The organism is Acinetobacter sp. BIGb0196, assembly GCF_011759595.1.
Classification (GTDB): domain Bacteria; phylum Pseudomonadota; class Gammaproteobacteria; order Pseudomonadales; family Moraxellaceae; genus Acinetobacter; species Acinetobacter guillouiae.
In genome coordinates, this window is record NZ_JAAOZA010000002.1 from 1,395,744 (window position 1) to 1,418,765 (window position 23,022).

23 protein-coding genes, 2 tRNA genes and 1 pseudogene are annotated in these 23,022 nt (G+C 37.9%); 16 read left to right on the forward strand and 10 right to left on the reverse strand.

Annotated features, from left to right (window positions below; genetic code table 11):
* Positions 1-55 precede the first annotated feature (55 nt).
* The 3 genes from FHR28_RS19280 to pyrC all read right to left on the reverse strand — a co-directional run bounded on the left by FHR28_RS19280 (position 56) and on the right by pyrC (position 1,830).
* Positions 56-131 (reverse strand) — tRNA-Glu (locus FHR28_RS19280).
* Positions 132-151: 20 nt separating this feature from the next.
* A complete protein-coding gene (rnt, locus tag FHR28_RS19285; RefSeq protein ID WP_004722393.1) occupies positions 152-811 on the reverse strand; it encodes a ribonuclease T in 660 nt (219 codons plus the stop codon).
* Positions 796-1,830 (reverse strand): dihydroorotase, encoded by a 1,035-nt coding sequence (pyrC, locus tag FHR28_RS19290; RefSeq protein WP_016539179.1) that lies wholly within the window; start codon positions 1,828-1,830, stop codon positions 796-798. The genes rnt and pyrC overlap by 16 nt, the downstream gene beginning before the upstream one ends.
* A gap of 524 nt (positions 1,831-2,354) precedes the next feature.
* Here pyrC and FHR28_RS19295 point away from each other — a divergent pair.
* The 3 genes from FHR28_RS19295 to FHR28_RS19305 all read left to right on the forward strand — a co-directional run bounded on the left by FHR28_RS19295 (position 2,355) and on the right by FHR28_RS19305 (position 4,540).
* On the forward strand, positions 2,355-3,386 hold the full coding sequence (locus FHR28_RS19295; protein ID WP_004722390.1) for a L,D-transpeptidase family protein: 1,032 nt from the start codon (positions 2,355-2,357) through the stop codon (positions 3,384-3,386).
* A 165-nt stretch (positions 3,387-3,551) separates the two neighbouring features.
* The gene (locus FHR28_RS19300) at positions 3,552-4,133 is read left to right on the forward strand and encodes a DUF4112 domain-containing protein (protein WP_105713077.1); all 582 of its coding nucleotides are present in this window, start codon (positions 3,552-3,554) and stop codon (positions 4,131-4,133) included.
* A 53-nt stretch (positions 4,134-4,186) separates the two neighbouring features.
* Positions 4,187-4,540, forward strand: coding sequence for a hypothetical protein (locus FHR28_RS19305; RefSeq protein ID WP_004722385.1), 354 nt, complete (start codon positions 4,187-4,189; stop codon positions 4,538-4,540).
* Here FHR28_RS19305 and FHR28_RS22050 read toward each other — a convergent pair.
* The 3 genes from FHR28_RS22050 to FHR28_RS19315 form a co-directional block, all read right to left on the reverse strand.
* A complete protein-coding gene (locus FHR28_RS22050) occupies positions 4,537-4,671 on the reverse strand; it encodes a hypothetical protein (RefSeq protein ID WP_259191506.1) in 135 nt (44 codons plus the stop codon). The genes FHR28_RS19305 and FHR28_RS22050 overlap by 4 nt on opposite strands.
* 69 nt (positions 4,672-4,740) lie before the next feature.
* Positions 4,741-5,646 (reverse strand): protease HtpX, encoded by a 906-nt coding sequence (htpX, locus tag FHR28_RS19310; RefSeq protein WP_004722383.1) that lies wholly within the window; start codon positions 5,644-5,646, stop codon positions 4,741-4,743.
* Positions 5,647-5,961: 315 nt separating this feature from the next.
* Positions 5,962-6,813 carry a lytic transglycosylase domain-containing protein gene (locus tag FHR28_RS19315; RefSeq protein WP_374759594.1) on the reverse strand — a complete coding sequence of 284 codons (852 nt, stop codon included), beginning with the start codon at positions 6,811-6,813 and terminating at the stop codon, positions 5,962-5,964.
* 538 nt (positions 6,814-7,351) lie between these two features.
* On the opposite strand from FHR28_RS19315, the gene ttcA reads away from it, so the two are divergent.
* Positions 7,352-8,260 (forward strand): tRNA 2-thiocytidine(32) synthetase TtcA, encoded by a 909-nt coding sequence (gene ttcA, locus FHR28_RS19320; RefSeq protein ID WP_004722379.1) that lies wholly within the window; start codon positions 7,352-7,354, stop codon positions 8,258-8,260.
* 225 nt (positions 8,261-8,485) lie between these two features.
* On the forward strand, positions 8,486-8,869 hold the full coding sequence (locus FHR28_RS19325; protein ID WP_004722377.1) for an SCP2 sterol-binding domain-containing protein: 384 nt from the start codon (positions 8,486-8,488) through the stop codon (positions 8,867-8,869).
* Positions 8,870-8,952: 83 nt separating this feature from the next.
* Here the strand turns inward: FHR28_RS19325 and FHR28_RS19330 are convergent, their stop codons facing one another.
* Complete coding sequence (locus tag FHR28_RS19330; protein ID WP_151956186.1) at positions 8,953-10,062, reverse strand: transglycosylase SLT domain-containing protein; 1,110 nt, start codon at positions 10,060-10,062, stop codon at positions 8,953-8,955.
* 554 nt (positions 10,063-10,616) lie between these two features.
* Between FHR28_RS19330 and greB the strand changes: the two genes are divergently transcribed.
* From greB to FHR28_RS19370, 8 genes are all read left to right on the forward strand, one after another.
* Positions 10,617-11,090: a transcription elongation factor GreB gene (gene greB, locus FHR28_RS19335; protein ID WP_004722375.1), complete on the forward strand. Its 474-nt coding sequence runs from the start codon at positions 10,617-10,619 to the stop codon at positions 11,088-11,090.
* Between the two features lie 111 nt (positions 11,091-11,201).
* Positions 11,202-11,291: transfer RNA gene (locus FHR28_RS19340), tRNA-Ser, on the forward strand.
* A gap of 651 nt (positions 11,292-11,942) precedes the next feature.
* Positions 11,943-14,726, forward strand: a complete 2,784-nt coding sequence (locus FHR28_RS19345; protein WP_166783311.1) for a hypothetical protein — start codon at positions 11,943-11,945, stop codon at positions 14,724-14,726.
* Positions 14,727-14,853: 127 nt separating this feature from the next.
* Positions 14,854-15,081, forward strand: coding sequence for a helix-turn-helix transcriptional regulator (locus FHR28_RS19350; RefSeq protein WP_166783312.1), 228 nt, complete (start codon positions 14,854-14,856; stop codon positions 15,079-15,081).
* A 547-nt stretch (positions 15,082-15,628) separates the two neighbouring features.
* Positions 15,629-16,543, forward strand: a complete 915-nt coding sequence (locus FHR28_RS19355; RefSeq protein WP_166783313.1) for a YagK/YfjJ domain-containing protein — start codon at positions 15,629-15,631, stop codon at positions 16,541-16,543.
* A gap of 336 nt (positions 16,544-16,879) precedes the next feature.
* Positions 16,880-17,665 (forward strand): hypothetical protein, encoded by a 786-nt coding sequence (locus FHR28_RS19360; protein WP_166783314.1) that lies wholly within the window; start codon positions 16,880-16,882, stop codon positions 17,663-17,665.
* A 119-nt stretch (positions 17,666-17,784) separates the two neighbouring features.
* Entirely contained in the window at positions 17,785-17,943 is a 159-nt protein-coding gene (locus FHR28_RS19365; protein WP_166783315.1) for a hypothetical protein, read from the forward strand.
* A 168-nt stretch (positions 17,944-18,111) separates the two neighbouring features.
* On the forward strand, positions 18,112-18,384 hold the full coding sequence (locus FHR28_RS19370) for a hypothetical protein (protein ID WP_166783316.1): 273 nt from the start codon (positions 18,112-18,114) through the stop codon (positions 18,382-18,384).
* Positions 18,385-18,452: 68 nt separating this feature from the next.
* On the opposite strand, the gene FHR28_RS19375 is transcribed toward FHR28_RS19370, so the two are convergent.
* The 3 genes from FHR28_RS19375 to FHR28_RS19385 all read right to left on the reverse strand — a co-directional run bounded on the left by FHR28_RS19375 (position 18,453) and on the right by FHR28_RS19385 (position 20,712).
* Positions 18,453-19,193: a lipoprotein gene (locus FHR28_RS19375; protein WP_166783317.1), complete on the reverse strand. Its 741-nt coding sequence runs from the start codon at positions 19,191-19,193 to the stop codon at positions 18,453-18,455.
* Between the two features lie 61 nt (positions 19,194-19,254).
* Positions 19,255-19,989, reverse strand: coding sequence for a hypothetical protein (locus FHR28_RS19380; protein WP_166783318.1), 735 nt, complete (start codon positions 19,987-19,989; stop codon positions 19,255-19,257).
* Positions 19,990-20,076: 87 nt separating this feature from the next.
* A complete protein-coding gene (locus FHR28_RS19385; RefSeq protein ID WP_166783319.1) occupies positions 20,077-20,712 on the reverse strand; it encodes a DUF805 domain-containing protein in 636 nt (211 codons plus the stop codon).
* Between the two features lie 30 nt (positions 20,713-20,742).
* Here FHR28_RS19385 and FHR28_RS19390 point away from each other — a divergent pair, with 30 nt between their 5' ends.
* From FHR28_RS19390 to FHR28_RS19400, 3 genes and pseudogenes are all read left to right on the forward strand, one after another.
* Complete coding sequence (locus FHR28_RS19390) at positions 20,743-20,946, forward strand: hypothetical protein (protein ID WP_166783320.1); 204 nt, start codon at positions 20,743-20,745, stop codon at positions 20,944-20,946.
* 566 nt (positions 20,947-21,512) lie between these two features.
* Positions 21,513-22,544: a DUF932 domain-containing protein gene (locus FHR28_RS19395; RefSeq protein WP_166783321.1), complete on the forward strand. Its 1,032-nt coding sequence runs from the start codon at positions 21,513-21,515 to the stop codon at positions 22,542-22,544.
* Positions 22,545-22,644: 100 nt separating this feature from the next.
* A pseudogene (locus FHR28_RS19400) lies at positions 22,645-22,908 on the forward strand (YqaJ viral recombinase family protein); the annotation flags it as partial.
* Positions 22,909-23,022: the final 114 nt, after the last annotated feature.

Here is a 23,022-nt window from a genome sequence, read left to right on the forward strand (position 1 = left end):
AATAACTGAATCAAGAAAATCAAAAAGAGAGAAAGGAATTATAAGAATAAATAGATGGCGACCCTACGGGGATTCGAACCCCGGTTACCGCCGTGAAAGGGCGATGTCCTAGGCCTCTAGACGATAGGGTCGTTTAGAAGATGGCGATATCTTATTGATCCGCCACCAAATTGTCAAGTAAGTGAGGTGCGAGTTTGTTCAAAATATAGCAAAACAGTTCAGCCGTCTTTTGAGTATCGTACAAGGCAGAGTGAGCCTCTTTACCATCGAACTCAATTCCAGCTTGAATACATGATTTAGCCAAAACAGTTTGACCAAACATGACTGCACTTAAAGTCACAGTATCAAATACAGAAAAACTATGAAAAGGGTTCTGATTTTTACTGCCAGTTCGTGCAATTGCAGCTCTTAGAAAACCTAAATCAAAATGGGCATTGTGTCCGACCAAGACCGCATGGGTACAATGTTGTTGACGACGCACTTCATTAACAGCCTTAAAAATACGCTTTAATGCGGTTTTCTCGTCTTCAGCCATTGCCATACGCATGGGATTAAATGGATCTACACCAATAAAGTCCAAAGAGCGACGATCTAAATTTGCACCTTCAAAAGGATTGATGTGTGCATGATGTGCTTCACCTGGAACAAATTTTCCTTCAGCATCATACACAATCGGGATGCATGCGATTTCAAGCAATGCATCGGTATCTGCATTAAAACCTGCTGTTTCAACGTCAACCACAACGGGTAAAAAACCACGAAAGCGTTGTCCAATCACAGGTAATGTTTCAGTTGTCACACCTTTCTCCATTGGATGGTTTTTCCAGCATAAAGTGGAATAATGTGTTCACCATCCAAATAATCTAAACTTTCAGGGATTACCTGATCTTCTTTGACAAGGGTAATCTTATTTGTGTTGCGAGGCAAACCATAGAAGTCTGCACCAAACATACTGGCAAAACCTTCTAGGCGTTCGATTTTGTTGACTTGATCAAAAGCCTGAGCATAAAGCTCAATTGCTGTAGGTGCACTATAGCAACCTGCACAACCACATGCATTCTCTTTGGCATTTTTAGAATGTGGCGCACTGTCAGTACCTAAGAAAAACTTAGGGCTACCGCTTGTGGCAACTTCAAGTAAAGTTTGTTGATGAGTTTGACGCTTTAAAATCGGTAAACAATAAAAGTGCGGTTTTATACCACCGACCAACATATCATTACGGTTAAACATTAAATGTTGTGGTGTGATCGTCGCAGCAACATTACGATCTTGTTCAAGCACAAAATGCGCGGCTTCACTGGTGGTAATATGTTCTAACACCAATTTTAATTGCGGAAATTGTTTCAGTAACGGTGAAAGTACTTCGTCTAAAAAGCGTTTTTCACGATCAAAAATATCCACATGCTGATGAGTAACTTCACCATGTAATAGTAATGGTACTTGATGTTCTTCAAGCTGTTCAATCACTGCATAGACTTTACGAATGTCACTGACACCATTATCCGAGTTGGTTGTTGCACCAGCAGGATAGAGCTTAATTGCATTGACGAATTGAGACTCTTTGATTTTGCGAACTTCATCTGGAGAAGTATGGTCGGTAAAATACAGTACCATTCGTGGGTCAAAATCAACCCCTTCAGGGACATGTGCCATAATACGGTCACGATAAGCATTCGCTTCATCTACAGTTTTCACAGGTGGAACGAGGTTCGGCATACAAATCGCACGGGCAAATTGTTTGGCTAGATCTGGAACTGTACGTTTTAAGGCAAGACCATCACGCAGGTGGGCATGCCAGTCATCTGGCTGAAGCAAAGTGATCGTATTCAAGGCAATTCTTACTGACAAAATAAATGAGATGATAATCTATAACACTTTAAAATGATAACAGCTATTTCTAATCAATAATTCAAATTAAATGATTAAAAACAAATCTAAAGCTTATATTTTGTTCGGATTGGTCATGTGTGTGTCATGATTGGGTGCTAATGCTGAGTAGAAAATCTACAACTGTATAACATGGCAATGATTTTCAATTGCTTAATTTGAATTTATTTTAAAATTACCGTTTTTAAATGATTAAATAGTCAAAATGTACTATTGCATATTTTTCTTAAAAAATGATAATAAAGTCATACAAAGATAAACTTCCAGCATACATAATTTTCATTTTATGAATAAACACACTATTGATCTTATACAATTGTGTTTAAAGCCTTGAGAATATAAATGATCGTTCAAGGTGTGTGTGACGTCGCTTTTATTGTTCGAGATCAGTATACTATGTGTCTGTAATACAATAGTTTATTAGATAAGTACATCAATTATAATATTGAGTTAATAGAGAGCTTTATATGGGCAAGTTTCTGCCAAACCTGATTTGCATCATGTGTCTTGTGGGTTTAAATATTCAAAGTCAAATTTTTGCCAAACAAAATGTTAAAGCTGATAAAAGTCAAGAAGCGATAAAAGCGGACTTAAAACAAGATTGGTCAGTGAATAGTATCAATACCGCCAATTGGTCTGAAAATATTGGCAGAGGGCAATTCCCCGTTTATGCCCGTGCACAAGTGATGCTCAATAATTTACATGCTTCGCCAGGGCCAATCGACGGTAAAAGTGGCAAGAACTTTTTAAAAGCACTTGCCGCGTATCAACAGATTAAAAGTTTACCAATTAGTGGTGAACTGGATAAACAGACTTGGGACAGTTTGTTAAAAAATCAAAAAACTGCAGCGTTTGGAACTTATCAAATTACTGCCGCGGATATTAAAGGACCTTATGCCAAAGCAATTCCGCGAAATTATGCCCAACAAGCAAAAATGCCGGGTTTGTATTACACCCGTGTGAGTGAAATGTTAGGTGAAAAGTTTCATATTGATGAAGACTTTCTTAAACAACTCAATCCAAAAGCTAACTTTAAAAAAGTAGGCGAAACTATCAATGTACCGATCGTACGTAATGATTTGCCTGAAGGTGTGGCCTTAATTATTGCGCATAAGCCTGCTCGACAACTTTATTTATATAATAGTACAAATCAAATGATTGCATCTTTTCCTGCCACAATTGGGGGTTCTGGTACACCATCCCCGAAAGGGACGCATAAGGTCATTAAAGTTGCACCAAACCCTGTCTATGGTTATAACCCGAAAAACTTTGTTCAAGGGAGCAACCGTCAAAAGCTGGCATTACCGCCTGGCCCAAATGGTCCTGTTGGTAATATGTGGATTGCTTTAAGTAAACCGACATTTGGTATTCATGGTACGCCGAATCCTTCATTAATTTCAAAGACCGCTTCTCATGGTTGTATTCGTTTGACCAATTGGGATGCCAATGATTTAGGTCGCAAGGTTCAACCGGGGACTGTGGTTAAGTTCTTAGATTAATCCCGCTGTATATCCGAAAAGGCTGAGTACTTTAAAAGAGGGCTCAGCTTTTTTTATTGCGTAGATAAAATTTTGCTGCTGTAAATATTAAACTTATACACAACATACTGAATTTATTGGGTATGATCAATTTAACTTAACCATGTCAAAAAAATTGAAATCTTTATGGGTACAGAAAAAAAATTATCTACTCAAGAAGTCATTAAACTTGAACGAGATTTGGCTAAATTTGCCAATATGATGGATTCGGTGGTACGTATTCCATTTACCAAGCAAGGGGTTGGGGCTGATGCTGCACTCAGTACCATACCGATTGCTGGTGATGTCGCGGGTTTTGTGCTGACTTGCTATGCAGTTTATAAAGCCAAACAGATTGGCGTGCCTCAAGCTAAACTCAATGGAGTATTAAAACTGGCTGTGATGGATGGGGTTGTGGGATGTATACCGATTGCTGGAACCTTATTCGATATTTTTATTCGGCCCAGTCGTAGAGCTTTAGACGTTGTACATGACCATATTCAAGAAGAATATCAGATTTATAGCGATGATCATGTGGTTCACCCATTTTTACATGAGAAGCTAGAACAAAAGCAACAGCATTCCGCATTTTGGCGTAACCCTGTCATTGCTTGGATTTGGATTCATATTCCCGATATTTTAGGCTTGATTGTTTTAATCCTGATTGGACTTGCGATGTGGTTTGGCGTAAATATGTTGTGGGATTGGTATCAAAGCTATCGTGCTTAAATTCCAACATTGAATTGATTTGAAAATGTAGATATTAAAATACAGAGGTGATCATGCAAGATTATATTTCGGCAAACCTTCCTGCTATTGATTTTGATCATACTCGTAAATTTTATGCATTCTTAGGTTTTCAGTGTGATTATCAGTCCACAGAATGGATGATCTTAAGTAAAGACAGTTTGCTGGTTGAGTTTTTCCATCACCCCAATTTAAATCCAAAAGAATCATGGTTTAGTGCTTGCTTAAGAACACATGTCTTGAAAGATCTGTTTCATTTTTGGCAAGGTTTAGATTGGGCACAATTCCCAGAAGCACGAATAACTGAAATTCAGTATCTCGAAGAAATTGATATGTTTTGTGTGATTGATCCGAATGGAAGTTTAATTCGTTGTATTCAGTTAGATTAATCCCCCAAATTGGTATTGGTATTGGTATTGGTATTGGTATTGAAAGAAAGTAAGAAAGTAAGAAAGTAAGAAAGTAAGAAATTGCGCGGTAAATATTGGATAAAGCAAAAACTAAAATATGATCTACCCATAAACAAAGCCTCCATATTGGAGGCTTTGTTTTTCTATGAGATCACTGCGATTGAGCGAGCGTGTATAGATTAAGGTAAATTGAGTTGGCGTAAAGCGGCAACACGTTGCTCGATGCTTGGGTGAGTTTGGAATAAAGCAGCCAAACTAAAACCTTGCTCTTTACCTTCTGCGATCGCAAAAGCTTTCATTTCTTTCGGCATTTGATCTGGCATTTCAGATTCAGCCTGTAGACGCAATAAAGCGGAAATCATGGCTTCTTTACCTGCAAGTTGAGCACCAGCTTCATCTGCACGGTATTCACGATAGCGAGAGAACCACATTACGATTGCCGAAGCCAATATACCGAAGACGATATCAAGCACGATGGTAATTGCAAAATAAGCCAGTCCAGGCGCTTCACCATCTTGACGGCCAAAGATATTACGGTCAATAAAATCACCAACCACACGGGCAAAGAACATTACAAAGGCGTTCACTACACCTTGAATAAGGGATAATGTGACCATGTCACCATTGGCAACGTGACCAATCTCATGCGCAAGCACGGCACGCAATTCATCTTTGTTCATGCGTTCAAGCAAACCTGTTGAAACCGATACAAGTGCATCGTTTTTATTCCAACCTGTGGCAAACGCATTCGACTGATAAGATGGGAAAATACCAACATCTGGCATTTGAATACCAGCACGTTGTGAAAGTTGAGCAACCTCTTGTAATAACCAAACTTCGGCTTGGTTACGAGGAGCATTCGGGTCAATTAATTCAGTACCTGTGGTTTTTAGTGCCATCCATTTGGACATAAATAGGGAGATTAAAGAACCTACCATACCAAACACTAAACAGATGACCATCAGGTTGCCTAATTTAAGACCGCCAGCGCCGTAGTAACTACCAACACCTAATAATGATAGGATAATGCCAGCTACAACCAGTACCGCGAGGTTGGTTAGCAAAAACAAACCAATCCGCATCATGGAGAGAATCCTCTTATAAATAATAAATAATATGATGTATTAAAATAAATCATGAAATTTAATATGAGGTTTAGATGATTAAAATTCAAGAATAAGAGGGAAAAATCTAGCTGGCAAAAAATGACAAATTCAATTGAAAGGGATAGTGGATAAAGAATTTATTTAAAAAAATAGGCAAGTTAAAAAAAGATTCTCTGTATTAGAGAAAACATTATTTTTTTCAGCAATTTGTTGAAAATATGTAATTGCACAAATTACGTGCTTTATTTTCTATTTCAATAGGGCTATTAATTGGATTCTAAGTGCAGATAAGCATTAGTTGCCAATGGTGATTTGTGCTGTCGCACTGGCATGTGCTGTTGAATAAGAACCCGCAGGTGCATCTGTGTAAGTCCCATCAGAAGCAATAATAATTGGTCGAGAACTATATTTTACTGGTTGAATATTTGAACTGTTGCTGATTTGTGGTGTCGGCTCGACTTGATTGGAGAAATCATTTTGATTTGATTGGGCAATGATTTGTCCAGTACTGGTTGAAGTGCCAATATTATTTGCAGATAAATTTAAACCACCAGCATAGAGGTTGTTTAAACGACTGGTTACACGTTTGACATAGTCTTGGGTTTCACGGAAGGGAGGAATACCGCCGTATTTGTCCACATTCCCTTCACCCGCATTATAAGCCGCTAAAGCTAAACTGGTATTGCCATTAAAGCGTTTCATTAACCAACTGAGATATTTGGCACCACCAAAAATATTTTGCTGTGGATCATAAGAATTTGACACATTGAAGCGACGAGCCGTTGCAGGCATCAGTTGCATTAAGCCTTGTGCACCGACAGGAGAACGGGCATTGGTATTAAAGCCAGACTCAGTATGCATTACTGCTTTGATTAAGCCTTCAGACACACCATGGGTCTGCGCAGCTTGGCGGATAATACTGTCAAAAGAGTTTTTACTTTTACTATAACTTGGCAGTACTGCGGATTCTGAGCTGCCCCAATTGCTATAACTATGAATATTACTGTCTTTATAATAAGTCACTTTGACTTTTTGCAGTGAACGATCCGAATTTTTCCGATTGGTCAGTAAGGTTGTCCCATTTTGGTCTTTGTAGAAATAAATTTGACCTGCAAACGTTTGCGATGTAAATGAGGCAAAGCTCATACACCCTAAAATAGACACTAGCGAACCCGTAATTAATTTTTTCATTTTGTAGTAATTAAAATATTTCCCCAATTTTTGGGAGTTTAACAAAGTTATTGAACAAGAAAAACTATGAATTGAGTTTTAACAATACAATCGCGAAAAAGCAAGTGCTATTTGTTGGCATATTAATCAAAAAAAATTTTATATTTTTTTTAAAATATATTTATTGACTATGCTAAACAATTGAAAAATATATATAAAATATAATGGTTAAAAAATGATCAATCTAAAGAGAATGCCCATCATTGCGTGAGAAAACTTTGTCAAGCCCCAAACAATCCACAATTTTATCCACAGGTTTTGTGGAAAACTGTGGAAAAGTCCAAAAGATAAGCACTTCGGCTAAAAAATGAACTGAGCCGTCTATTTTAAATGTGGAAATACGACAGGAAGATGACCAGATAAAAATTGATGCAAAATAAAAAAATCTTTAGATGCGGTTAACGTTCAAATCAGATAAAATTGCCCAGTATTTTTTTATGGGTTTATCTCGTCTATGTACTCGCCAGTTGAGTCCGAACAAGGATTTAATTTTAAACCAGAGCTTCCAACAAGTTCAGCTTATTATCGTCTTTTGAAAAAACTTCGTCGTCAAGTCGGCCATGCAATTCGTGACTTTAAAATGATTGAGGAAGGCGATAAGGTAATGGTCTGTGTTTCTGGTGGGAAAGACAGTTACACCTTGCTTGATATTTTGTTGCAATTTAAACGTATTGCACCGATCAACTTTGATGTTGTCGCAGTGAACTTGGATCAAAAGCAACCTGGTTTTCCTGAAGATGTGTTACCGAAATATTTGGAAGAAAACAATATTCCTTATTATATTTTGGAAAAAGATACTTATAGCATCACCAAGCGTTTGACACCTGAAGGGAAAACTTACTGTGCAGTGTGTTCACGTTTACGTCGTGGTTCACTCTACGGTTTTGCGCAAGAGATTGGTGCGACCAAAGTGGCATTGGGTCATCATCGCGATGATATCATTGCAACATTCTTCTTGAATCTATTCCATGGTGGTAGCTTAAAAGCGATGCCACCAAAATTATTGTCTTCGGATAAAAAGAACATTTTGATTCGTCCTTTGGCTTATGTTGAAGAAAAAGACATCATCAAATATGCTGAAATTCGTAAATTCCCGATCATTCCATGTAACTTATGTGGTTCGCAGGAAAACTTACAACGTGCCATGTTAAATGACATGCTACGTGGTTGGGATAAACAATATCCAAAACGTTTGCACAGTATTTTTGGTGCATTGCAGAATGTTTCACCATCTCAATTGGCTGACCGTGATTTATTTGATTTTGAAAAATTGGATGAAGAACGCGAATTCGATATGAAATGTGATACTGAAGAAATGAAAAAGCGTTTAGATGTTGTAAATCTTAGTTTTGCAGCAGATTGATCTTTTTTGCCAATTAAATGAACGAATCGGGCATTCATATTGAGATGAGTGCCTGATTTAAAAAAATAAAACGATAAAACCGATAAAACATGAACAGTCCGTACAAAAAACTTTAGCCCAAATTGAAATTATCATGCTATAACATTGGGCAAGCAAAACTGCTTCAACCTGATGTTGTCTGGATAGATAACACAATAAATTGAATAAATAATTTGAGGAATGAACATGCCTGCATTTTTAACTGATGATTGGTTTGCAAATGTTGAAAAATTAACTGCTGAAGCAGGTGATTTAAACTTACCACCAGCACTTTCAGGTTTAGCAATTAATTTGGTTGTTGCAGATGCAGATGGCAACACAGAGCTTGCTTTAGACGGCGGAAAAATCGTCAAAGGTAGTTCTGCAAATGCGAAAACAACATTGAACATGGATGCTGAAACACTTCGTAAAGTATTCTTAGAATTTGATATGGCTGCTGCTATGCAAGCATTTATGACAGGCAAAATCAAAGTTCAAGGTGATATGTCTCAATTGATGGCTTTACAAACAGCCAAGCCAAGCCAAGAGCAAAAAGATTTATTTAAGAAAGTATTAGAGCAAACTGCTTAATCTTTTTACAATAAAAAAGCTTACCCGAGAGTAAGCTTTTTTATTGCCTGATTTTTACAAATCCAATCGATTTAAAATACAGATTAAATTTCTAGTAATCGAGGTGTGGTCTTAATGTGTTCTAAATAAGCCCGAATACGTGTGACATACTGTACCGCTTGTTTATAACGACCATTACTTGCTTGATTACGTGTCAAATAATTATAAAGATTCATCCAGTCATTGGGATCTTTACCTTGTGCTTTGATGCGCTTTTGAATACCTTCAACTGCACCAGGCCCCATATTGTATGCAACCAAAGCATACCAATGACGATCTGGATTACGAATATAAGAATAACGACTCAACATCATATCAAAATATTTTGCGCCGCCTTGGATACTCTGAGCGGGGTCACTTCGATTACTGACACCCATTTCTTTGGCTGTGGTATTGGTCAACATCATCAAACCACGGACACCTGTGGGAGAAACAGAGTCTGGTTTTAAATATGATTCTTGATAACCAATTGCAGCAAGTAGGTGCCAATCTAAGCCATATTGCTGTGCAGAGCGCTTAAAGCTGGCTTTATAAATCGGTAGACGAGAACTTAAGTCACGTTGAATCACGTTCCAATCGTCTTTCTTGACGACATTACGATTATAAAATGAGGCAAGTTGCTGGGTTGAGCCATTTTGTTTGCTTTGGCAAATGAAACCACTTGCTGTTGCTGTTAATGGATCTTCAGCTTGTTTAAACACCCAATTTAATTCTGGGTTTAAACCATTACTTTTTAAACTGTTGAAATCACCACAGCTTGCTGAAAAAGAGGTTAAGCGTTCTGCTTCGATGCTTTGCATATTTGCGGTGGTAATCGCAAAATTCGCCTTACCTTGAGCAACCATTTTCAATGCCGTTGCATTGTCAGAAACAGTTTTAAACTCAAGTTTAACATTTAAACTTTCAGCATAGTTATGGGCTAAGTCATAGCCGAAGCCATGCTTATAGTCTCCATCCTTAAACACGATGCTTGGATTGGAAACCGCAACTACAGTCAATTTACTCGAATTAACTACAGCATTGTATTGATTGTTCTTACTCGCATTAATACTAAAAGGAATTAATGCAGTGGATAAAACTAAAGTTTTGATTGGCAGCGCACGAAAAAATGAGTTAAGGCTAAGCCTCGACCCAGAGGTTGAACTACTGTGCATGTTGTCTCCGCTACAAGTAATTTATTGCCCTAAAAAGTAATAAGCACAAAAACGCTTAAAAACTTCTTATAGTTGGTAAATTCAATAAGGGTGGGCAGTCATGAACGTCATTCAAAAAATGACATGTGGGATAGAAAGATTTTGCAGAAAAACTACAAAATTAAAAAAATAAACTCATAAAACATGTGCGCATAATATAGGCGGTTTTTAGATCTGTCAAACTTTGTATGAAAAATGATCAATTTAAAATATTTAAGATAATGATTTTTAACAGAATATTTTTTTAAAAAATGCAGAAATTTTAAAACTGAAATACGCTGCCAAAAACTGTAAGCAAATGTTCCAAATGTAAGTTAAGAATTACCACTTTTAAAAGGTTTTCTGATTGAATTTTCTGTCTGAATTTAAATAGGAAAAAAACGATTTTATTGCTTTTTAAAACTTAAAATGCGCTATTTTTGAGCTGACATTTTTACGCTATTGGCTGTAGACTGTAGCAACATTTTTTAAAAAATAAGTATCAAGTGCATATGTATTTTAAATGGTTTTAAATCATGAAATCTAATTTAATTACCCGTTCAGGGCATGATCTGTTGGTTGCAGAGTTACAACATCTCTGGCGCGAAGAACGACCTGAAATTACCAAAAAAGTGACATGGGCTGCCAGTCTGGGTGACCGTTCTGAAAATGCTGATTACCAGTATAATAAGCAGCTACTTCGAAAAATCGATCGTCGTGTACGTTATTTAGGGAAGCGTTTAGAAGAATTACGAATTATCGATTTTTCTCCAGAACAAGCAGGTAAAGTGTATTTTGGTGCTTGGGTTGAAATAGAAAATGACGAAGGTGAACAAAAAACCATACGTCTGGTCGGAGTAGATGAAATTTATGATCATCATCCGCAACATGTCTCAATTGATTCACCGATGGCAAGAGCTTTACTGTCTAAACAAGTTGATGATGAGGCAGAAGTGGATACACCATCAGGGAAAAAACGTTGGTATATCAATTCAATTCGTTATGAATAGCTTGAATATTCATCAAATTAGCGAGATTTGACTTTATTTTGTACATTTGATTGAAGAAATACTGAAAAAGATTTGCCAAGTTGCAATTTTATTTATATGATAGCCGCCATTGGAAGCGTGGCAGAGCGGTTTAATGCACCGGTCTTGAAAACCGACGAGGGTGTGAGTCCTCCGTGAGTTCGAATCTCACCGCTTCCGCCAAATATCTAAATAAGCCCTTGTATTTACAAGGGCTTATTTTTTATCTGTGCTATTACCCCTCAATGTACCCCACATCAAAATGTAGATGCATTAATCCTTCTTGATACCTTATTAGACTGATATAGAAATGGGTATGCTATTCAGAGCGTGATCTTAAACTCTTGCACCTATGTCAAACTCTCTTCTTGCTGCCACTTTTTTAAGTGGGTTGGGTAACATCTTTAAATCCATGTTTGGATAAAATTTATATAGCAGATCTAAATTCCTCTAGTGCTGAGCGAATTTCAAAAATTCACTTCCTTGATTCACACTTTCATTTTTCTACTCACCTTGAGCTATTACATGCACCATCTAAAAAAGACGTTGCTACATGTCATGATGTAGAAGGTTATGGTGCTGCAACTAGCCTGTCATTAAAAATCTATTTCCATGAAACCATAATTTATTATTTGGAATAATAGCTTTCATATATTGGATTTGATTTGTCAATTTATTGGAATTTTAATCTTCATTTTTAATATTTAGGAGCCTGATCACGTTTAAATACGTTGCTTTTAGTATTATAGTAGGTCTTTATACATGTTCTTGTTAAAGACTGGCATGTTTTATTTTACAGATGAGCTAATTGTATTGAAAGAATAGGTGGGTGACGTGCATACTGATAGGCCAAAACATGCTGATAATCAACCTGTGAGTTACGATTCAGGTGTGAATTTGATTAACAACGAAGACCTTTTTCGTCTCTTGAAAAAAAGATACGACCACAGGTGGTCAAGCGATAAAGCTCGTGGCAAACAAGTCTCTGAAGGCATCTTTTACGAAACAATATGTTTATTGGAAAATCTAGAACGTCAGCTTGGTTTGGTTTATAACAGAGCCTATCCTACGCGGGATGAATTTTTGATTGCGCTAGAACATGGTGATCGGCAAAGACTAAATCAGATTATAAAGTTTTATGAAGAGTTACGTGTTGAGCGTGACTTAATTGAATATGCACAGCTAACGCACACTTTTGGCAAGAATGTAAAATCTTATATTGACTACCTTAAGAGGTATCCTGGTTCCCTTTTTTGGAAAAAGGGAGAAGGGTGGCAAGTTGAAACATTTCATCATGAAGCTATTTTTGATTTCTTCGAGGCGTATTTGGGTGGTGTACATGTAGGGCAGACTGAGCCAACAACTTCAACTGTGGAGTCTGTGGTAGAAAATCAGCCTGAGTTAGATCAAATAAGCCAACAACAAGAACTTGCTGAATCCGAAAATATTAAAAAGACTGATCCCGTAGCAGTAGCACCTCTTACCGAAGGGCTAACTCAGGATGTTTATAAGCACTTTGATGAGGGGTTAAGAAAATTTAACAAGTTTCTAGCAAGACATAAGTCTTTACGTGTGATGTGTTTTGAGATCACCTTGACGCCTCAAGAGACTACAATTAGGGAAAAGAGGTATGCTTTGGATAGGAAGCGAATCGAATTACTAGGCTGTTTTCCCCTATTGCTAGAACGGTATGGGCTGCTTGCTGAGTATTCCCGTATTGAGATGGGAATCAATTCAAGCCTTGTTTTGCAGTGGGTGCTATTGTTTAAAGGCCATGATCCTTTGGATATAGGAAGGGTACGAGCTAGTATCCAACAAGAATTAGAATCACAGATGGCTGGTGAGTCTTATTGGAATACTCAGCCTTTTAAAGTTGGTGTACAAGATTTGGGGTGTTTGTTTCATTCATTGGATCCTAGATACAAAGATGTCATTAAGGCACGTTCTAAGTCAGAAAGGCAAGCATTTGAATATTGGGTACTTGGCTACTTGTATCGTGTTGATTCTGTCCTTAAACCTGATCTAGATGAGTTAGTTGATAGTCTTTATGTGGATTGGCATCGCGAACATTCTGTTTTACTTAGAGAAAGACCTTCTGTTAATAATCAGAGTAACAGTGATCGGCGACATCAGACTAAAACGGACATTAAAAGGATTGATGATTTTATTGATTTGGACTTCGGTGCTGAAAGTAAGCAGATATGGAAAAACAATAACTTACCCAAACAGGCCAAAGACGACTTAAAGTTGTTAGCATTACTTTATTTGCAATACAAGGATAGGCTGCCAGTAGATGGATACAGAGAAAAAGAAAGTTGCCTAAAGTTATTATTGTCAATTGAGCATTTCATGCGGTTGATCCAGCATAACCCAGTTCAGGCATTGATTGAAGAATATTTGCCAAGAAGTAAGATTGAAAAATCTCCATTGAAATGTTTAACACAGCAAGCAAAGCAGTATTTGCATATTGGACAGCAGTTAAAGCAACTTGGTCTTAGATTAACAGAAATAGCTGATTTAGCGTTTGTTGGATGGAGGGTAAGAAAGTTTCTACACCTGTTCATTGACAATCCAAGGGGCTTTGAGACAAGTCTATCTGGGGCAGCTAGCCTTCAGTCTAGCCTAGAGCGTTATAAAGATGTAGGACGCTATCGTGCTGTTGATTTAAAAGGAGGGCCATCCTTATTTGAGATTGAAAAACAGGAAGCTGTCAGTGTCAAACGCAATCAAGCTAAAGCAAAGGACTATTTAAATAAAGCAATCATGCAAGATGTATTTGCTTTTCGATTGGAGTTTTCCTATCAACTTAATAAAGCTTTTACACCAGCAAAGAACATTACTGCATTTAATGCGTTGCTCACGGACTTTTTAAAAAATCTGAAGCGTACCAGAAAAATAAGTGGCGAGAGTCTAGTTGCTTATGTTGGTACACGCATATTTATAGGTAGTACGTTGACTGCTGATATTACATTGATTTTTAGTGCCGAAGCCTTATCCGATTATGATGAACAAAAAAATAAAGAATGCATTAAGCAAACTAGAGCAAAAGTAATTGAATACTGGCGGAAGTACCTTTCTACGAAAGAATCGAAAATCTCTACGAAAGAATCGAAAATCTCTACGAAAGAATCGAAAATCGATGAAAGTAAAAATGCATCAACAGTGGAACATTTATATCGTGAAGTGTTCAAAGATGAGAATCTCAGAATTAGTCAAAGCGCTTTGGTTACATCATTACCTAGGCTACAAGATTTGATACACATCAAGCATCACGACAGTAAAACATTACGATCTTTCAAATCTCAGCTTGCTGATTTCTATTCGGGACATGGACTATTGTGTCGCTGGAAATTTACTTTACTAGAAAACTTTACGTCGAGTGACGAAGTCCATAAAAGCATGGATCAGTTTTTGAAGGGGCATGTGGCTTCTGCAAAAAGTAAGCCTTCAAAACCTAAACAGGCAACTGCTTCAGTTCAGTCAAAGATCGGAGAAACCAAGGGTATTGATGAAGAACATGTTGATAACAAAGGCCAAGTGATTTCCTCTGATGAAATTAGATCGAAACTCATTCAACAGCGTCTTGATACGTTTGAGAACACTAAATATGACATCTAGAAAAAATGAAGAGGAAGAGTTGTATTGGGCCTGAAGAATCTGAAAATAGAATCTTGATATTAATTTACAGAACTCCCTGATTGTTCGAGCGAAATCAGCTCAGTCTAATCATTGAGGAAAGTTCAGAATGAATACATTTGTTGGTGAAACCTTTACCATGCATCAGATCATCAACCTAAAGCAAGTAATGCTCTTTACTGGTATTAGCCGTGCCACAATTTACAAGCTCATAAACGCTAAAATGAAGTGTTATGACCCTACGTTTCCAAAGCCAGTACGTTTAACCACTGGTCGAGTTGGTTGGTCAGCTTTAGAAGTGCATCAATGGATTGAGAGCAAGTTGAATAGCCGTTAAGTGTGCGTATACGGGAGCTTTGGCTCCCTTCATTCTATTTATAAGTTTTATTGGTTGGAGATAACTTCCGCTTCCATGTTGTTGAAGAGGGTATCTTCAAAACATGATTTGCAGCAACTACTTCGTTGTGCTTATGGGGATATGTTTAAGTTGAAGAGATGGAGTGTTGGCTTAATGCCTATTCTTATATTCGGTTCATGTGTGTTTGCTTAGTAGGTTATTAATATTATTATGTTTATAGTTAATTCACTTAATAATGTTTATAGCATATTCAATTAATAAAGTTCATACCTGTATGGTCTATCGAGTTTATAACATGAACAGTTCTGTAGCTGTACTAATGGAGTGATAGCATTCCTTTTATATCCATTACCACTGGCTAGTATCTTAAATGATTGTATTACAAAGCATATAAGTAATTCGAAGAAACATAATTACCTAAAGATACTAACAGCGTCAAACACACTTAGCTAGGAATGGCTTACCCGTAATACAAAACATATCTCACCTCTCTTATGTAGCGTCATACCACATAGGAGATTTAATAATGAATCGTTACCGTAGCTGCAATCATTCAAAGCTATTAATTGAAATAGAAGATTTTGTTGAACAGACCATTGATCACTCTGGCAACATAGGATGGGAAGGCTTTAAGCAAGAGCTGGAATTCCTTATAAATGAAATAGATTTTGAATATGACGATAACCTTTGGTACTCAGCCTATATTCAAGCCATTCTTGAGCTAAAGAAGCAAAACACCATTAATGGAAAAGTTAACTTTGAACGGCTCTATGAGATGGAGTTTAATGACATTCAGGATGTTTTCAGTACGTTCATAAAACAGCGAGAGATCGAGAGGAAAGATTTCTATCATGCTGAAGAACATAACCGTGAACAGTTACTTAAGCTCATTGATAATTTAACCCGCCACTATAGCAAGCTCTTGTTCGTAAGGGTTGATTTAGCCTATGCGAAAGAAAAGCATGCTGACATTGATATTCGCCTATTTAGAGACGATGTTCAAAAGCTGATTAGATATATTCAGGATGGTGATAGGTGTTTTAGCGATCTAGAGGGCTATGCTTGGGCATTAGAGCAAGGGGAGGAAAAGGGCTACCATTGCCATCTATTGTTGATCTATAACGGTGCGGTGAAAAAACAAGATTACTACTATGGCAATGAGGCAATCGAGCGCTGGAAGCAAATAACGAATCAAGATGGCTATGGCTTTAATTGCAATAGCACGGAGCATAAAGAGCAATTCAAAAAGTTCGGTAAACTGGGTGTTGGGATGATTAATCGAAATGACCAGAGAGAGATTGAGAATGCGAAGAATGTATGTTCCTACTTAGTGAATCCTGAAAAGGACAATCAGTACTTACGGGTTAAGCCGCTTAGAATGCGTACCTTTGGCATGAGTCGCTATCATCGTAGTGATCGTCGATATAGAGAGCGTGCTTAGTTTAGAAATAATCTTAAATACATACCATCTAGATGAGAAACATCTTCTCTTCATTAGTTTTATTCTATTGATAACCTTTCACTCGAAGCTAGGTCCAGTACAGTGCTGGAAAAATGGATCGTAAGAATCCTTTTTGACGAACGTGACCCCAGGGGGTAAATCCCCCCCCCTAGGGGTCACTGGCTGCAAGTACTCCTACATTCGTACTAAATTATGAAATTCCTCAAAACCTTTCAGCTATTTATTTAATCAATTTGGGGTGGCGCGTTTCTTATACTGTTCTAAGTCTGTACACTATCGCGGCTTTTTATAACAAACTACTTTGTGGAACTTTTAATGAAAAACACAATCTATAAAAAGGTGGGATACCCACTTCTAATTAGTGTGGCTGGATGTGTTATCTGGGCAATTATAACCAACTACATTGGTCCTGCACTTACTTCTTATCTTGTTGATGTATCGAGTTCTTTCAGTGATAAGATTTACATTAGTGTGTCTTCTCATGACCTTATTGCCTTACAGCAATCTACGTACTTCTTGCTTTACATGATGGCTTTGGTTTTCACCATGCTTATCAGTGGTGGACTCTATGTTGCTTTTCTCTATTTACATACCTTGTATCAAAAATCAAAGGCGGCTCTGTTTAAGGATATAACTGGTTTACCTCTGAAGACAGAAGAAGTCGTAACCCAAAAAGAGACTCCTAGTATGACTAATGAGGAGTTCGTGGCGGAGATGCGGAGATTAGACAAGACTCAGCAAAAGTTAGCTACTTTCTTGAAAATTTTATCACCCATTACAATGATATGTTTTGTTATCGTATCGGGATACACTATTATCACCACGAAGTATATTTACGAGTCTATCTCTTACTATGACTATCTCTTGAAAGTGAATGCACTTAACTTAGATGACATTACAGAGAAAAGTTATATGAGCAGGTTTACCCAGATCCGTAATAAACAGGATTACACTATTCTAGTCGAAGAATTAGAGAGTAGAGCCTTACAGCATAAGTTATCGTTTCTTCCGAACCCTACGGTAAGAGATAGGGAAGAACTGTTAAAAGCTCACCCAGGTTCTAAGTCTATTAACTGGGATGAGATCAATGATAAGTCTTAATAGCGGGTACTGAATGAAAGACCGTAGAAGTATTTGAAAATAATTTGGAAGAGCAGCTAAGCCTAGTACGTCAACGCCCTGCGGAATTTACAGATGATCTGCTAGGGTTGGTGAATTTGATGGATAAATCTAATCCCCAAAATGGTGGTGCCGATATATTAGATAGGAAGTGGGTGGTAAACCAGTTGTTAGATGCTTTTGATGAACGGCTTAACTTTATAGCGGATTTGATTGAGGAGGCAACAGAGTCTCATCGTTTAATATTATGGAAAAGTTAGCTTACATGAATTTAATCTTGTTGAAGATTAAAGGTTTAAATCCTAATTGGAAAGAGGAAATTAATGCTGCTTTGACTATTTTTTACATATATACCATCTAGGTGAGAACTCATCGTTTTCAGGGCTTAGCATGATGCTAAGCCCTTTCTTATTTCAGAGGTATATCTTATGCAAATAAATTGTCCATATTGCCATTCAGAGCATGTGATTCGTGTTGCGCAAAATAGTAATTCACAAGCTGGCAACCAAAGCTTGGCATCGTCAGCATCATTTGCCACGATGGGCGCAGCATTATCAAAAACATTACCTGTGTCGCCTCTTATTGGAGGGATAGCAGGAGCCGTAGTCGGTGGTTTGTTAGGTTCAGTATTTGGTTCTGCTTCAACTCAAACGGCACAATCTTGCTTTCAATGCCAGCATTGTGAGCAATCATTTTACTGAGGGAGTGCACATAAACTAGGGAGGTCACACCTCCCTAAACCTTGCATGAGGTCGTGGTTCGTTCGGGACTAATCGCATTGTACAATCTGAGGGTCAGTAATGTATGTTTCAAAATACAATTGGTGTTCGGCATTCATCACAGGCATTTCTTTGGCACTAAAATGAACACAGTCACCTTTTTTTAATTTTTCAAGGATGAAGTTTTGGGCAACAGATGTGTATTGTAGATCGAACTTGACAACTCCTGTCTTGGTGCTCAAAAGCAAATCATAATCTCTTGCCAAAACTGGTTCTATCACCGTGAAAGTATAACTATGTTGATACTTTTCAGAAAACTGTTCAGTCTGGTTTTGTTCTGATGCTACATGAATGGGTTCACCGTCTTGAATCAGTTCTGCAGAAGTAGATGATGATGGAGCTGCATTTTTGGCATTGATGAGCTTTTCAATTTTAGCATCAATCTGGTCACCAAAATTTACATCCTTATAGTATCTAGAGTCGCCCTGAAACCAACGTAAATAAAGGCTAGGACGCTGTTTTTTAAGATGTTCGATTTTTTGTTTGATCAGGTCAAGCAGTTGGTTATAACTTGTTTGTCCGATTTCAGCCATAGCTTTATCTTTTTCATCAACCATTTGTTGATAGCCCATTTCTGTAGCAACGATTGCTCGTCGAACACGGATATCATTACAACTAACAGAGTTGTCTGCGGTACAAGACTGCGCCTGATAACTTAATTTGGCATAGTTGGCTTCATTGCAACCCGTTAACAGCAGGGCAAGGGAAATGATGTAAGTGAATTTCTTCATGATCTTTCTCTATAGACTTTGAATTGTTAGATACATTCAAATGTTTAAAGTATTCTAATACTTATGAACCAAACTTCCAGTCACCTTGATTTGTCGATACTACAACTTCAATGATTTTCTCTCGACCACAATTACTTGTATCCACCGACGTTGTTTGCCCAAAGCTCAGTTGTCTTGGTTTTTCTATTTTTTGCAATAAAGGACAATTGCCACGATTGACTGTAACATTTGAAATGGATACGTCATCAACGAGTGATTGAACTTTAATCATTGTTATAAATGAGTGGTGTGGATTCTGTTCTAACGCAATTTTAACTGGAGCGGTTGCAGGAATTGTCGAAGTGGTTTCATTTTGACTTGCAGGGGTATTCGCTCGTTTAAGAACATTAAAGCAAGTTTCATTTAAGGTCGATTCAATATCTGAGGTTTGCTTATTCCATGAAAGTTGTTGGCTATCACAACCATAGACATCATCCGATTGATTATCTAAAAAACGGATGTTCCATGTATAAAGAAAAAGGTCTTCTGATTGCTGACGTAGGAACTTAACATTATCAACTGAAAAGGCGGTATAGCGATCAGGGTATTTTTGATCAAGAAGGTATTGCAAGGTCTCTTTTCCATAGGTTGCAATATCATTTTTACCTTGGTCAATGAACTTTTGTGAATCAGACGTGTTGGCTTTAACTGCTTCGGTTTGAGCAGTATTTGAAGAAGCTTTTTCTGTAGATTCATTTTTAGTACAAGCTTGCATCAAACAAGCCGTTAGTAAAGTAAGGATGATTTTTTTATTCATGATGATTCCTAAAACATGTACATCCACCTGTTGCTCAGATATAGATGTGTAGATTGTTATTGATATGTTGTGCAACGATTTGATTAATTAGGCTTTAGGTGATTCGCCATACTGATTTGTTGTTGGATTGCCTTCTTGGGTTGCCCAAAACAGAAGTAAAAGTATTCCTACGATTGGTACAAGGGCAATTAACATCCACCAGCCTGAACGATCAATGTCATGTAACCGTCTGACACTGACTGCAATATTTGGAATGAATGTGACTATCATGGCAATGGTTGCCGCATCTTCACTTATAAAGCTAAAGGCTAGGCTGATTAGTACACAGAACAGCTCGAAGTACCAAAACTCACTGCGTCTTGCTCGACCCTTAAAATCTGCAAATTTCTTAAAGCAGGTTAAAATGGCTTGCCTATAATTGGACTCAGTTTGGTCTAGTTTATTGAACATTTCCTTGGCTGAATTCTGCTGGTTGCCATTGGAAGCAATTGATGAGGGGGCAGGAGTTTTGGCTAAGGTTACAGGTGAAGGTGTTGCTGTGAATTCAAGATAAATTCCTGTTGCATGTCCTTCAGCATTTATTTCAAAATCGACCTCATGCCCTCGAATAGGCGTTTGTTGTTCTTTCCACTCACTACCTACAAAGCTATAACGTATTTGGTCATTGCCTAGGATAATTCCCATATTGGTTTGGATCGTAAAATCTAAAATCTTGCCTTTCATTGTTATGTCCTTATTTTATGTATTGGAGAAATGTTTAGAAGTACTGGTAAATTGATATTGATCGATAGCTACCGTGACCGTTCAAACATGTTCCATGTAACAACACAAAGCAGCTTTTATTTTTATCCACAACGATGGGGAATCTCTTTTTCATGGCGTTATGAATCTGACCTGAATCAACACGTTGTGTTTAAAGCTGGAATTGTGATGAACACATACTTTGTGATTAGCTGAGTCGTTTATTGTTTAATAGTTCGAAGCTCAACACTTTTATGATTTGGAATTGAACATTGAAGGAAAGGGCAACTGCCCAAAAATAAGAATAGAGATTAATCATGGTTGACTCCTTTTGATTTAGAAAGAGTCTTACCAACTTACTGCTAAATAATGGTGGCAAGACTAGAAGGGTTAGCAGACTGGTACAAAAGGGAACCAGCGCACGCAAGCGTGCCCCTCCTAGCCTCACCATAAAGGCGTGACTTAAGAGAACGCACAAAAACCAATATAGCGTTTGTTGTGCGCCTTTTGTAGAGCGGTCTGCTAAAACCGACTGGCAATGTAGGCCAGCATGTGAATGATAGTCTGTGAATAAGGTCACGTCAATTTGCAGATGCGGGAAAGTTCAACGCTCAGTCAAAAGTATTTAAATAAATTTCAGATATATATCATCTAAGTGAATCAATGCATTCACAGGCATTTTAACAACTTCTCACTTTGGCCTGCTCCCCCAGCAGGCCTTTTTTTATGCACGAAATCTGAAATTGAAACAATTCAAGATTGATCTATTAAAGGAAAACTTTATGGCACATTTAGTCGAAACAATGGCATACGTTGGTCAAACGCCTTGGCATGGCTTAGGTAATTCACTCACCCAAAACCAACCGATTGAAGTTTGGGCACAACAGGCAGGCATGGATTGGCAGATTGAATCCTCTGATGTCAGTTACATGGCACAGAATGAACGTGGACAAAGCATTATCATGCCTTTTGAAGAGCAACGTGTTCTATACCGCTCTGATACTCATGTACCTTTATCGGTGGTGAGTCAGCGTTTTCAGGAAGTCCAACCCAAAGAAATTTTAAATTTCTACAAAGACTTGACTGAGCAATCAGGCTTTGAACTAGAAACGGCAGGGGTACTTAAAGGTGGTAAAAAGTTTTGGGCTTTGGCTAAAACAGGACAGACTTCAGCTCTTAAAGGCAAAGATGTCAGCAATGGCTATATTTTATTGGCAACCGCTTGTGATGGAACGCTGGCCACCACAGCACAATTCACGTCTATTCGTGTGGTATGTAACAATACTTTGGCGATTGCACTGAAAGGACAAAACTCAAGTGTAGGTGTGGTCAAAGTGCCTCATAGTACCAAGTTCGATGCTGAAAAAATCAAACAGCAGCTGGGTATTTCTGTGCGGACATGGGATGAGCACATGTATGAAATGAAACAACTCAGCCAGCGTAAAGTCACCCAGCAGGAAGCGGCTACTTATTTCGATGCTGTATTTAACAATACTAGTCTCAGCCAGACACAACAGGATGAAAGCATTATTCAGTTTTATCGCAATGTTGCCAACCCAACCGAACCAAATAAAGCAGAACCGAATGGACGTGCCATGTCGAAAGTCATGACCATGTTTAATGGGCATGGACGAGGTGCAGAACTTAGTTCAGCCAAAGATACAGCCTATGGTTTACTTTGCGCTATAACAGAACATTGTGACCACGAACGCAGAGCTATGAGTCAGGATCACCGCCTTGATTCAGCATGGTTTGGTGCAGGCGCAGGCTTAAAACAACGTGGGCTTGAACAGGCTTTAAGAATGATTGCTTAACCTCAATCACCCCACCAATTACGTCATAAACACATTACACAGCCACATCTTCGGATGTGGCTTTTTTATGCACAAAATTAAATAAATACAGGAATGAACAATGAATAGTCACTCGAATATTGTAACTCCATCCAAAGCAGTAATAAAAAGCCAAGCTTTTATTGCACCACGTTTTTTCAGTGCCAAACGTCTGATAAATACCAAAAGCTTGAGCCAAGCTGAATGGTTGGAAGTGCGTCGGCAAGGCATAGGCAGTAGTGATTGTGCTGCTGCTTGCGGACTGAATCCATATATGTCGATGATTAAAACAGGGCTGATTAAACAAAACATTGAAGATGAAAGTGAAGGTCATGTACCTTTGTACTGAAGAAACCGCGCAAATCCTCCATTCGTTTGATAAAGAGATGCCACATTCCTGGCGGATTTAAGAGGGTGAGGCAAAAAGGATTTGCGCTCATCTCGCCTTTTATATAAATTA